We start from the raw sequence: 11759 nt of genomic DNA on the forward strand, positions 1-11759 counted from the left end.
TTTCAGCAGACTGCTAAAGGTGGCGGCCCTCGTCCACCGGCACCACAATTCCCGTCGAACTGGTGAGGTGGACGATGCACGCCACGACGGCCCTTGCGACGTCGTCGGGCGTGGTGATGTGGGCGAGCGGCATCCGGTCGGCGACCTTCTGCAGCTGTCCACGCGTTCGCCCGGCGACGAAATCGGTGTCCACGCCGGCCGGCGAGATCGAGAACACGCGGATCTGCGGCCCGAGGATTTTGGCGAGCGCGACCGTCAGCGCGTCGACGCCGGCCTTCGCCGCCAGATAGGCCAGGCTGCTGCCCATCCCCGTGCGCGCCGCGATCGACGAGATGTTGACGATGGTCGCGCTGCTGCCCTTTTCCAGCAACGGACGGAAAGCCCGGACCATGGCGAATGGTCCGCGCAGATTGATCGTCACGGTGCGATCGAAGATCGCGTCGGTCAGCCCGTCAAGATCGTTGGCCGGCACGGGCGTAGTCGCGCCTCCGCAATTGACCAGTGCATCGAGGCGCCCGTATTTTTCCGTCACAGCCGCCGCGGCTGCCGTGATGGATTGCGGATCGTCGATGGCGATGCGCATGGCGAGGTGCCCGGTGCCCTGCAGGCCGGCGACCACCTCTTCGGCCTGTTCCCGCCGGCTGTTGTAGCCGACCACGACAGCGCCCCCCAGCGCGGCAAGCCGCACCGCGATGGCCTTGCCGATGCCGCTGCTGCCGCCTGTGACGAGCGCGACTTTCGGGATCGGTAACGCAGGAACTTGGATGGCGGACATCTCAGGTGCTTTCAATTGAATCGACAGAGATCTGCGATCAGGCCTCGTGTCCCGGACGCGGTGCGGCATTCTTATGCCGCTCCGCAGAGCCGGGACCGTGCCGAGCTCGGAGTTTTTGGCGGTCCCGGCTCTGCAGTGCATGTCGCCTCCTGACGGAGGCGCATTGCACTGCGTCCGGGACAAGAGCCCTCTTTCTTACATCGTGATCTTGGCGGCCTCGATCACCGGCTTCCACTTGGCGAGCTCGCTGGCGATGAATGCCTTGAGATCCTCCGGCGTGCCACCGACCGGCTGCAGCGCATTCTGCGCGAGCAGCGCCTTGCCCTTCTCGCTCTTCAGGAAGGCGTTCACCAATTCGTTCAAGGTGCTGACGATCTCCTTCGGCGTGCCTGTCGGCGCGACCATCGCGTACCATGCGGAGGCCTCAAAACCCTTGAAGCCGGATTCCTGCACCGTTGGAACGTTGGGCAATTGTGCCGCGCGATCGCTGGTGGTCACGGCGAGCGCCTTGATCTTGCCCGTCTCGACCAGCTGCACATAGGTCGGCATGAAATCCATCACGACATCGACAACGCCACCGAGCAGGTCGGTGGTCAGCGGCGCCGTTCCGCGATACGGCACGTTGGTCATCTTCACGCCGGTGAACTGCTGGATCAGTTCCGAGGTGATGTGCCCGAGCGTGCCGTTGCCGGGATGGCCGACATTGACCTTGTCCGGGTTCGCCTTGGCGTAAGCGATCAGTTCCGCGAAGGTTTTCGCCGGGAAATCGAGCTTGGTCGCGACGATCAGCGGCGACTTGGCAACGAGGATCACCGGCATGAAATCCCGCTCCGGATCGTAAGCGAGGCTCTTGTACATCAGCTTGTTGAGCGCGATCGGCGCAGGCGTCCCGAACAGCAGCGTGTAGCCGTCAGGGCTCGCCTTTGCGACGGCGGCGCCACCGATGCCGCCGCCCGCCCCTGCGCGGTTGTCGACGATGAACTGCTTGCCGAGGTTTTCGCCGAGATTGTTGGCGACCGCACGCGCGAGCGTATCGACGGCGGACCCTGCCGGAAACGGCACGATCAGGGTGACCGGATGATCCGGCCATTTTTGCGCCGCGGCCTCGTGACAGGGCGCGAAAGCGAGGACCAGGCCGACAAGGCCGAGAGACAAGAGACGCATGGCTTCCTCCGATTGTGCTGCAGGTTTGCCCTGCGTTGTTTGGTGTCAGTCAAGTCAGTCAAGTCAGCGAATTATCGTCACATGGGCAGCGCCAGCATCTCGCGGGCCTCCCGCGCCGTCGCTATCTGTCCGCCAAGGGATTCGACGATGCCGCGCGCCTTCTCGACCATGGCGGCGTTGGTCTCGGCGAGAACGCCCTTGCTGAGATAGATGCCATCCTCGAGCCCGACACGGACATGGCCGCCTGCGAGATAGGATTGCACCACCATCGGAAAGGCGCTGCGTCCGGTGCCGAAGGCAGTCCACACCGTGCCGGGCGGAAGCTGGCTGCGTGCATACAGCACCGTCTCCGGCGATGGCTGGAAACCGTACTTCACGCCCATCACGATCGAGCTGAGGATCGGGCCCTGCAGCGTGCCGTCGGCGATGAGATCGCGGCAGAGGGCGATGTCGCCGGAGTCGAACAGTTCGATCTCCGGCTTCACGCCGGCCTGGCGGATCACCGCCGCCATGCGGCGAACATTTGCCGGCGTGTTGATCACCACCTGCCCGCCGGAATTCATGGTGTTGAGGTCGAGCGTGCAGATGTCCGGCTTGAGCAGTGCAACATGCGCCACCCGATCTTCCGGCCGCATCAGCGTGGTGCCGGGACCGGCAACCTTCGGATCCTCCGCATCGGGAACGAAACGGCCGCCCGGCCCGGTGGTCAGGTTGAGGATAACCTCCTTGTTCCCGGCGCGGATGCGATCCACCACGTCACGGTAGTAGTCGATCTCCATGGAGGGACGGCCGGTCTCGGGATCGCGAACATGGATATGCACGATGGCCGCACCTGCCGCAGCCGCGCCGAGACAGGCTTCGGCGATCTGCGCCGGCGTGATCGGCAGATGCGGAGTCATCTCCGGCGTGGTCTGGTTACCCGTCACGGCACAAGTGATGACGACACGTGATTGCATGGGCTGGCTCAATCCTCGGCGTTTCCTGTTGCCGTCTTCGACGGCTTGTTCGAAGTACTACAATGCAAGCCGGCACGGTGGCTTGTGGAATGTCCCGCCATTCCGCACAATGGAACGTCGCACGGTTCAGCGTGCAGTGCGGTCAGGCGGCAGAGCTAGCCAAGTCGCGCCACTCCGCCGATCTCATCGGCCAGGCGGTTCAAGCCATCGGCCAAAGCCTTGGGAATCTGGATCGTCTGGTTACCGCTATGACGTCGGGTCCAGCTGCGCTCGCCCGGCGTGCGCAAGGCCCCGTTCCGCGCTTTCGAGCCGCGCACCCGCGCCAGCTCCGCCGACGCCGCATCGCGAAACGCCTGCTCCGGCCGGAAGTGACCGATATCGATAGCGAGGAACAGCAGCGAACACAGGAACGGCCTGGACAGGTCGCCGTACAGCGGCGCGACGTCGTCGCCGCCCGGCCCCTGCGCCAGCAGGCTGGTCATCAGATTGATCGCCATCGCAAGGCCGAAGCCCTTGGCGCCGCCGGAGGGCAGCAGCATGCCGTCGATGGCAGCCTTTGCATCCGTGGTGGGGTCGCCGTCGCGGTCCACCGCCCAGGTCGGTGGAAGTGGCTTCCCTTCCCGCTCATAGACGCGGATCTTGCCGAGCGCCGCCTCGCTCATGGCCATGTCGAGCACGAAATCCGGTCCGTCGGAAACCGGCAACGCGATCGACAACGGATTGTTGCCGACCAGCTTCTCGAGGCCGTCCGGCGCCGGCATCATCGGCTTGGTATTGCACATGGCCATGCCGACGCAGTTGCTGTCGCTGGCCTGTTGCGTATAGCGGGCTGCCGCGCCGAAATGGAAACTATTGCGGACCGCCACCACGCCGACGCCGAACGTCTTGCTGCGCTCGATAGCGATCTTCATGGCCCGGTCGCCAGCGAGATGGCCGAACATGCCGCGCGCGTCGAGCACCGCGGTCGCCTCGCGGCTCTCGACCACAACAGGCTCGACCTCAGCCGACACGCTGCCGAGCAGCAGCCGCCGGATATACATCTCCGCCTGCGACAGTCCGTGCGACGGCAGACCGGCGACATCGGCATCGACCAGCGCGCGCCCCATCTCCACCGATGCGGCCGGCGGTAGCCCCGCGCGCTCGAACAGGCCGGCCAGGAACGCCTCAGCCCGCGTCACCGGAATGGAGATCTGGTCAGTCATGGCGCCCTCTGCGGTTGGCTACGCGGCCTGCGATGGAGGCACCAGATGGGCCAGTTGCGGATCGACGATCAGCACGACCTTGCCGATCTGCTCATTGGCGTCCAGCAGGGCATGCGACTGTGCCACCTCCGCCAGCGAGAATGTCGCGAATACATCCAGCCGCATCCGGCCGCTCTCCAGCAATGGCCAGACCTGCTGCACCAACGCCTCGGCGATGCGCGCTTTATATTCGGGCGGACGCGGACGGATGGTGGATCCGGTGAGCGTCAGCCTGCGCCGCACGATCTGGCGCACGTTGATATCGGCGCGCTCGCCGAGATGGCTGGCGATCAGGACAAGGCGGCCATCGAAGGCCAGCAGTTGCAACTCGCGATCCGTATAGGGGCCGGCCTGGGCATCGAGAATGACATCGACGCCGTTGTTTCCGGTCGCTTCCAGCAGCGGCTTGACCCAGTCTTCGCGATAATCGAGCGCGATGTCGGCGCCGAGGTCGCGGCAGATCTGGCGCTTCTGCTCGGACCCTGCGGTGGCGAACACCCGCGCCCGGCGCAGCAACCGGGCGATCTGGATGGTCGCCATACCGACGCCGCTGGTGCCGCCCTGCACCAGAATGCTTTCACCCTCTGCCAGCCGCCCGAGCAGGATGATATTGTTCCAGCCGGTAAACAGCACTTCGGGAAGCGCCGCCGCCTTGACGAAATCGTAGCCCCTGGGCAACGGCATGCATTGCACCGCCGGCACGTTGCAGTATTGCGCGTAGCCGCCGCCGGTGACCAGCGCGCACACGGCGTCGCCGACGCGCGGCCAGGTCACGCCCTCGGCCACAGCGACGACCACGCCGGCGATGTCGAGGCCGGGAATCTCCGAGGCGCCAGGCGGCGCCGGATAGAGGCCGCGGCGTTGCTGGATATCCGGCCGGTTGACGCCGGCCGCGACGACACGGACCAGCACTTCGCCGGCCCGCACCTCGGGCAGCGGCTCATGAGCAAATACTAGAACTTCGGGGCCGCCAGGTTGCGTGATCCTGACGGCCTGCATCAGAGAAGGCAATTCGGGCATATCAGGCCGCGTTCTGCCCGGCCGCCTGGGCCGGCGGCAGGTTCAGGAACGCCGCGGCGTTGCCGCCGATCAGTTGCCGGATGGTCGCTTCCGGCATCTGCAGGTCGAGCAGCATCTGGGTGATGGCGCGGAAGCCGTCCACCGGCCGCATCGACGCCAGCAGGCCGAGGTCGGACGACAGGATGGTCTTGTCGACTCCGGCCACTTCGATGAGATGCGCGAGATCGTCGGCGCTGAACTTCTTCGACTTGCCGTCGATGAACATGCAGATCGAATGTTCCATGGTGACGCCGATGCCGGTCAACTGCTGGATGTCGGAGTCGGCGAAGCCGACCACATAGGTGGGATGGTTGACCAGCATCTTCTTGACGCCGCGGCGGACCGCCTCTTCGAACAGCACGTGCTGTTCGCTGACATGCAGGTGACCGCCGGCGAGAATGATGTCGGCCTCGGCGATCAGATCGATCACCTTCTTGGTGTCGTCGGTCAGCTTGCCGTTGGCATCCAGCGCCGTCAGCGGGATGGGATCGAGCGATTTCTTCGACGTCTTGGGAAAATTCTTGGCGGCGCCGCTGTTCTGCACGTTGATATGGTTGGCGGCCGACAGCGTCGGCATCCAGACGATCTTGCCGCCCAGGTTGATGGCATGGTTGACGGCGTGCGGGTTGATGCCGCCCGACGCATTGTTCAGCGCCACGCCGGAAAACAGCCTCACGCCGAGTTCGGGGAACAGCTTTTCCAGAATGATGGCGTGGGCCATGCCGGGATAGAAGTGGTCCTTGTAGAGCACAGCGCGAAACCGCGCTTCGGCGGCGTCGAGCAGTTCTTCATGGTGATCGAGGATGCGCGGCATCGCCGCCGGGCCGCTGTGGCAATGCAGGTCGATGGCGCCGACCAGGAGATCGGCGACCTCCTGCGGCCGCGACAGTGGCGGCAGCGGCACAGTGTCGGGATAGGAAACGGAACTGTCAGCCATGATGGCGGCCTCCCAAGGTTGATTGCGCAGCCGCATTGTCAGCAACAAACGTGGCGCTCTTTGACGGAAACATTGCAGCCGCTCCGTCTTTGGGCCATAGCTATTCCCTCATGTTCCGCACAGTGGAATGCCGATGACGCCCCCTCGCCCGCTGAAGGTTGAAGCCGCCGCCCGCACCCTGGTGCTGCTCGAGGAATTGAACCGGCATCGCGTGGCGTCGATCCTGTTGCTGCACCGCGCCACCGGCCTGCCGAAATCGACCATCGTGCGGCTGATGAAATCGCTGTGTGCCATGGGGTATGCGGTCAATGACCGACGCCAGGGCGGCTATGCTGTGGCCTCGCGCGTCAAGTCGCTCAGCAACGGCTTTCACGGCGATCCGCTGGTGGTGGAGGCGGCGCGGCCGTGGGCGCTGGCCTTCACGGCGCAATATCACTGGCCCCTGGCGATCGGCGTGCTCGACGTCACCTCGGTGATGGTACGTTTCAGCACCATCCCCGACAGCCCGGTGTCGCCGTTCCACGGCACCATCAACATGCATCTCAGCCTGCTGCGCCGCGCCCTGGGCCGCGCCTATCTGGCGTTCTGCCCTGCGGAAGAGCGCTCCATGCTGCTCGACCTGCTGGCGCGCTCGAAGGAGCCGGAAGACGGCCTGATCGTCGACCGCAAGCGAACCCTGTCCTTGCTCTCCTCGATCCGCAAACAGGGCTTTGCCGAACGCGATCCCACGGTGGAGCCGCGCTCGTCGGGCACCATCGCCGTGCCAATCCTCGGCAATGGAAAAGTGCTGGCGACGGTGGGCATGAGCTACTTCATCTCGGCGATCGACCGCCAGGACCTGATCAAGCGCTACGTGCCGTTGCTGCAGAATCTTGCGGATAATGTTGCTGCGAGTGCGGAAGCGTTGAGGTAGCGCGGCGGGGCGGAGATGAAGTCGTGCGGGTATATCCAAAAACCCACCCGGCATGGTCGATGAACGTCATCTTCATCGCGCGGCGCCTTGGTTGCGATGCGTCTCTCCGTCGACCCAGCCGCTAAAATGTAGAAATTGAGATAACCATCGCCAGCGAGCGCGCCTTGCGGTAACTATCTCTGGATGTTTCAGCGCCTTTCCCTCGTCAGACGGCTTGCCCGCAGAGCTGTGAGCCCTTTTTCCGGCGCCCCATTCACGCGAGCGGATTTGATCTCCCTCATTTCGCTGAACGAGTCTGCTCTGGAGATAGGGCCATTCACCAACCCTATGCTTGTCGGGCCAAACGTGAGCTATTTCGACGTCCTCGATAAAGCTCATCTTATCGAGAGGGCGAAGAGCGTAGGATATCCTGTCGTATCTCCGGTTGAGATCGATTTCGTTTCACCCATCGGCGATCTTTCAGCGGTGACCGGAACATTCGATGTGATAGCCAGCAGCCATTGCATCGAGCATCAACCAGATCTCGTTTCTCACCTTCAGAAGGTGGAGCAGCTATTGAATCCCGGTGGGCGATATCTGCTCACCATTCCTGACAAACGATATTGTTTCGATCATTTCTTGCAGGAATCGTCGGCGAGCCAAGCGCTCGCCGCGTTCCACGAACGACGCAAGGTTCACACCCTCGAAAACGTCATCGAGCACCGGGCGATGACGACGCACAACGACGCTCTTCGTCATTGGCGCGGAGACCACGGCGAGCAGCGCATTGATCCTCATAATCTCGCCATCGCTCTGAGCGAGTTCGACGCATCGAACGGTGAATATATTGACGTTCATGCGTGGCAGTTCACGCCAGGAAGCTTCGGGAAGCTGATCTCCGATCTAAACGGCCTCGGCGTATGCGGATTGCGTGTCGAGGCGGTGCACGAAACTCCATTCGGCTCTCTCGAATTTTGCGCGGCCCTGACAAAATTCAGCCGACACGCGCGCGTTCATTCAGCACTTGCCAAGGCCAGCGCCACCACGCCAGCGATAGCCGAGGCGATGACAGGGATCGTAGACAAGCCGCAAAAGACGATTGATTCCTATATGGCGCGGCACGGCACACAGGCCGCCCATGCCTAGGCGACTAGTAGGAACGGCCGGATAAGGAAGATTGTGAACCGTCTGAAAACAGTCGATTCTTGAAAACCAGCCAATATTAAGGCGTTGGATTTACTTCTAAAAATGGTCGGAGCGAGAGGATTTGAACCTCCGACCCCTAGTCTCCCAGACTAGTGCGCTAACCGGGCTGCGCTACGCTCCGACGATGGCATCGTGTAGCTTCGATCTGGCCCGCGCGCAAGAAGGGCGGCGGAGATTGCCGGAATTGTTCGACCCGGACCGGTCGTGGCGGTCAGCCGACCTTGAGGGCCTGATCGAGGATCTCGCGGCAGGCCTGGAGATCGCGCAGCGCCGCCTCCAGCCGGGCGCGATCGCGCCTGCGGGCCTCGATGGCGGCGGGTGACGGCCGTGCCACCACCGGGGCGGCCACCGGCGCTGCCGGCTGCGGCTCCCGGCGCGGTGGCGGGGCGGCGATCACCGGCTCCCGGCGCGCCGCCACGGGGGCCTCGACCGCCTCCTCGACCTCCTCCTCCTCTTCGTCGTCAACGTCTTCAGCCTCGACCTCCATCGCGGAGTCGGCGACATCGTCCTCGTCGTCATCCCGGCCGCGGTCGGCAAGGCGCGGCTTGGCGTCGCCGCCGGGCGCGGCAAAGCCCGGCGCCGGAGCGCCGTCGACCAGGCCCTGCACCGCCTTGATGCCGTTCTCCTTGAGGATGCGCTGCACGCCGCGGATGGTGTAGCCCTCGCCGTACAGCAGACGGCGGATACCGCGCAGCAGATCGACGTCGTCCGGGCGATAATAGCGCCGGCCGCCGGATCGTTTCATCGGCTTGATTTGGGTAAACCGCGTTTCCCAGAACCGCAGCACATGTTGCGGAATATCGAGGTCGTCGGCGACCTCGCTGATGGTTCGGAACGCATCCGGCGCCTTGTCCAAATGCTAAATCCCCGTTCCAGACCGTGGTGATGGCGAAATCAGCCGCCGTGCTCGTCTTTGCCGTTACTTGCGGCGGTGTCGCCGTTGATGCGCTGCTTGAGGATCGCCGATGGCTTGAACACCATCACACGCCGCGGCGAGATCGGCACCTCGGTGCCGGTCTTCGGATTGCGTCCGATTCGCTGGCCCTTCTTGCGCACCATGAAGGAGCCGAACGACGACAGCTTCACCGTCTCGCCCTTCTCCAGGCAATCGGTGATCTCTTTCAACACCAGTTCCACGAACGCGGACGACTCCGTGCGCGACAGGCCCACCTTTTGGTAGACCGCCTCGCACAAATCGACGCGTGTGACTGTTTTACCCGTTCCCGTCATCGCCTGCCCCACCCCCGGCGAGAAAATTCAATGGTGAAATTATGAGGTTACCGCTCAGCGGTCAACACTGCTGATCCAAGCAATAGCATGGAAGTTCATGGCAATGCAGGCATTTTTCTTAAAATACCGGACTCACCAGCGCAGAAGCGCCGATCCCCAGGTGAAGCCGCCGCCCATGGCTTCCAGCAGCACCAGATCGCCCTTCTTGATGCGCCCGTCATGCACTGCAACGGACAGCGCCAGCGGAATCGATGCCGCCGACGTATTGCCGTGCAGGTCCACCGTGAGCACCACCTTCTCCGGCGCGATGTGCAGCTTGTGCGCGGAGGCATCGATGATGCGCTTGTTGGCCTGGTGCGGCACGAACCAGTCGATGCTCTCGGCGCTCTCGCCGGTCGCCTTGAACGCATCGTAGATCACGTCGGTGATCATGCCGACCGCGTGCTTGAAGACTTCGCGGCCTTCCATGCGCAGATGGCCGACGGTCTGGGTCGAGGACGGCCCGCCGTCGACGAACAGTTTCGACTTGTGCCGGCCGTCGGAGCGCAGATGCGTGGTCAGGACGCCGCGGTCGCTCGGCAGGCCGGGCTGCTGCTGCGCTTCCAGGATGATGGCGCCGGCGCCGTCGCCGAACAGCACGCAGGTGCCGCGGTCGGTCCAGTCGAGAATCCGCGAAAAGGTTTCCGCGCCGATCACCAGCGCGCGCTTGAAGGCGCCGGTGCGCAGGAAATTGTCCGCCGTGGCCAGCGCGAACACGAAGCCGGAGCACACGGCCTGCAGGTCGAACGCGGCGCCGTGGTTGATGCCGAGCGCGTGCTGCACCTCCACCGCGGTGGCCGGAAAGGTATGGTCGGGCGTCGACGTCGCCAGCACGATCAGGTCGATCGACTGCGCATCGATCCCGGCATGGGCGAGCGCCGCCTTGGCGGCCTTGATCGCCAGATGCGAGGTGAATTCGCCCTCGGCGGCAATGTGGCGCTGCCGTATCCCGGTGCGCTGGACGATCCATTCGTCCGAGGTGTCGACTTGGGACGCCAGCTCGGCATTGGTCAGAATCCGCTCCGGCAGATAGGAGCCGCAGCCGAGCACGACCGAACGTAGTGTAGTCACGAGACAGCCTCCTGCGCGGGCGTCGAGGAAAGCGCGCTGCCGTCGCGGTTGAGCATCAGATTGATTTTGGTGAGAAGATCGTAGCGGACCATGTCATAGCCAACGTCGACCGCATAGGCAAAGCCGTCGGCATTGGTGCCGCCGTGGCTCTTCACGACGATGCCCCTGAGACCCAGGAACACGGCGCCGTTGGACTTGTTGGGATCGACCTTGTCGCGCACTGCCTTGAAGGCGTTCTTGGCGAACAGGTAGCCGATCCGGGAGCGCCAGGTCCGCGCCATGGCGTTGCGCAGATATTCGCTGAACTGCCGCGCCGTGCCTTCCGCGGCCTTCAGCGCGATATTGCCGCTAAAACCCTCGGTGACGATGACGTCGGCGGCGCCGCGACCGATACCGTCGCCCTCGACGAAGCCGATGAAGTTGAGCTGCGGCAGATCGGCGGCGCGCAGCAGTTCGGCGGCCTCCCTGATCTCGTCGCCGCCCTTGATTTCCTCGACACCGATATTGAGCAGCCCGACCGTGGGCCGTTCCAGGTCGAACAGCGCGCTGGCCATGGCGCTGCCCATCACCGCCATCGTCTTGAGGTGCTGGGCATCGCCGCCGATAGTCGCGCCGAGATCGAGCACCACCGAGTCGCCGCGCGTCGTCGGCCAGATCGCGGCCAGCGCCGGGCGCTCGATGCCGTCGAGCATGCGCAGGCAGAACCGCGCCATGGCCATCAGCGCACCGGTGTTGCCGGCGGAAATCGCCACGTCGGCGTCGCCCTTCTTGACCGCGTCGATGGCCTGCCACATGGACGACACCCGCCGGCCGCGACGCAGCGCCTGGCTTGGCTTGTCGTGCATGCTGACGGCGACGTCGGTGTGGATGACTTTCGACACCGCCTTCAGGGCGGGATGATTGGCCAGCTCGCGTTCGATCAGCGCGCTGTCGCCGAACAGCAGGAATTCGCTGTCGGGATGACGGGTGAGCGAAATCGCGGCGCCGGGGACGACAACCGATGCGCCGACATCGCCACCCATGGCGTCTAGCGCGATGCGAACCTTTTTCGGCATGAACGTCCCGGAAACCTGTCTCTTTGCGGCCGAGTGACGCGACCGCGGAGGAAACCCGCCGCGTTTGGCGACGAGCGGCGAAGTGCTTTATTCAATCCTGATCGGGCCGCGACAATAGCGTTTCCCGGCTCCGA

General features: G+C 64.2%; 12 protein-coding genes and 1 tRNA gene. 2 read left to right on the forward strand and 11 right to left on the reverse strand.

Annotated features, from left to right (window positions below; genetic code table 11):
* Positions 1 to 13: 13 nt before the first annotated feature.
* The 6 genes from ACUXVA_RS23455 to ACUXVA_RS23480 all read right to left on the reverse strand — a co-directional run bounded on the left by ACUXVA_RS23455 (position 14) and on the right by ACUXVA_RS23480 (position 6132).
* The gene (locus ACUXVA_RS23455) at positions 14 to 775 is read right to left on the reverse strand and encodes an SDR family NAD(P)-dependent oxidoreductase (protein WP_445488439.1); all 762 of its coding nucleotides are present in this window, start codon (positions 773 to 775) and stop codon (positions 14 to 16) included.
* Positions 776 to 970: 195 nt separating this feature from the next.
* Entirely contained in the window at positions 971 to 1939 is a 969-nt protein-coding gene (locus ACUXVA_RS23460; RefSeq protein ID WP_265083447.1) for a Bug family tripartite tricarboxylate transporter substrate binding protein, read from the reverse strand.
* Positions 1940 to 2016: 77 nt separating this feature from the next.
* The gene (locus ACUXVA_RS23465; RefSeq protein ID WP_265083446.1) at positions 2017 to 2895 is read right to left on the reverse strand and encodes a BKACE family enzyme; all 879 of its coding nucleotides are present in this window, start codon (positions 2893 to 2895) and stop codon (positions 2017 to 2019) included.
* Between the two features lie 155 nt (positions 2896 to 3050).
* Positions 3051 to 4097: an Ldh family oxidoreductase gene (locus ACUXVA_RS23470; protein WP_265083445.1), complete on the reverse strand. Its 1047-nt coding sequence runs from the start codon at positions 4095 to 4097 to the stop codon at positions 3051 to 3053.
* Positions 4098 to 4115: 18 nt separating this feature from the next.
* Complete coding sequence (locus ACUXVA_RS23475) at positions 4116 to 5135, reverse strand: NAD(P)H-quinone oxidoreductase (protein WP_445488441.1); 1020 nt, start codon at positions 5133 to 5135, stop codon at positions 4116 to 4118.
* Positions 5136 to 5157: 22 nt separating this feature from the next.
* Positions 5158 to 6132, reverse strand: coding sequence for a DUF6282 family protein (locus ACUXVA_RS23480; RefSeq protein ID WP_265083443.1), 975 nt, complete (start codon positions 6130 to 6132; stop codon positions 5158 to 5160).
* A gap of 133 nt (positions 6133 to 6265) precedes the next feature.
* Between ACUXVA_RS23480 and ACUXVA_RS23485 the strand changes: the two genes are divergently transcribed.
* On the forward strand, positions 6266 to 7045 hold the full coding sequence (locus tag ACUXVA_RS23485; RefSeq protein WP_445488444.1) for a DNA-binding transcriptional regulator: 780 nt from the start codon (positions 6266 to 6268) through the stop codon (positions 7043 to 7045).
* Positions 7046 to 7390: 345 nt separating this feature from the next.
* Positions 7391 to 8170 (forward strand): class I SAM-dependent methyltransferase, encoded by a 780-nt coding sequence (locus tag ACUXVA_RS23490; protein WP_445488446.1) that lies wholly within the window; start codon positions 7391 to 7393, stop codon positions 8168 to 8170.
* Positions 8171 to 8273: 103 nt separating this feature from the next.
* Here ACUXVA_RS23490 and ACUXVA_RS23495 read toward each other — a convergent pair.
* The 5 genes from ACUXVA_RS23495 to plsX form a co-directional block, all read right to left on the reverse strand.
* Positions 8274 to 8351, reverse strand: a tRNA-Pro gene (locus ACUXVA_RS23495).
* Positions 8352 to 8441: 90 nt separating this feature from the next.
* Positions 8442 to 9086, reverse strand: coding sequence for a MerR family transcriptional regulator (locus ACUXVA_RS23500; protein ID WP_445488448.1), 645 nt, complete (start codon positions 9084 to 9086; stop codon positions 8442 to 8444).
* 38 nt (positions 9087 to 9124) lie between these two features.
* Complete coding sequence (locus ACUXVA_RS23505) at positions 9125 to 9460, reverse strand: integration host factor subunit alpha (RefSeq protein WP_445493346.1); 336 nt, start codon at positions 9458 to 9460, stop codon at positions 9125 to 9127.
* A gap of 132 nt (positions 9461 to 9592) precedes the next feature.
* Complete coding sequence (locus ACUXVA_RS23510; RefSeq protein ID WP_265083378.1) at positions 9593 to 10570, reverse strand: beta-ketoacyl-ACP synthase III; 978 nt, start codon at positions 10568 to 10570, stop codon at positions 9593 to 9595.
* Entirely contained in the window at positions 10567 to 11625 is a 1059-nt protein-coding gene (plsX, locus tag ACUXVA_RS23515) for a phosphate acyltransferase PlsX (protein ID WP_265083377.1), read from the reverse strand. Before plsX ends, ACUXVA_RS23510 begins: the two co-directional genes overlap by 4 nt.
* Positions 11626 to 11759 lie beyond the last annotated feature (134 nt).

Source organism: Rhodopseudomonas sp. RCAM05734 (assembly GCF_052658035.1).

Bases quoted from the DNA above. Each gene is read 5' to 3' on its own strand.
- ACUXVA_RS23455 (WP_445488439.1), bottom strand. From the start codon at position 775: ATGTCCGCCATCCAAGTTCCTGCGTTACCGATCCCGAAAGTCGCGCTC.
- plsX (WP_265083377.1), bottom strand. From the start codon at position 11,625: ATGCCGAAAAAGGTTCGCATCGCGCTAGACGCCATGGGTGGCGATGTC.
- ACUXVA_RS23480 (WP_265083443.1), bottom strand. From the start codon at position 6,132: ATGGCTGACAGTTCCGTTTCCTATCCCGACACTGTGCCGCTGCCGCCA.
- ACUXVA_RS23475 (WP_445488441.1), bottom strand. From the start codon at position 5,135: ATGCAGGCCGTCAGGATCACGCAACCTGGCGGCCCCGAAGTTCTAGTA.
- ACUXVA_RS23470 (WP_265083445.1), bottom strand. From the start codon at position 4,097: ATGACTGACCAGATCTCCATTCCGGTGACGCGGGCTGAGGCGTTCCTG.
- ACUXVA_RS23465 (WP_265083446.1), bottom strand. From the start codon at position 2,895: ATGCAATCACGTGTCGTCATCACTTGTGCCGTGACGGGTAACCAGACC.
- ACUXVA_RS23505 (WP_445493346.1), bottom strand. From the start codon at position 9,460: ATGACGGGAACGGGTAAAACAGTCACACGCGTCGATTTGTGCGAGGCG.
- ACUXVA_RS23485 (WP_445488444.1), top strand. From the start codon at position 6,266: ATGACGCCCCCTCGCCCGCTGAAGGTTGAAGCCGCCGCCCGCACCCTG.
- ACUXVA_RS23460 (WP_265083447.1), bottom strand. From the start codon at position 1,939: ATGCGTCTCTTGTCTCTCGGCCTTGTCGGCCTGGTCCTCGCTTTCGCG.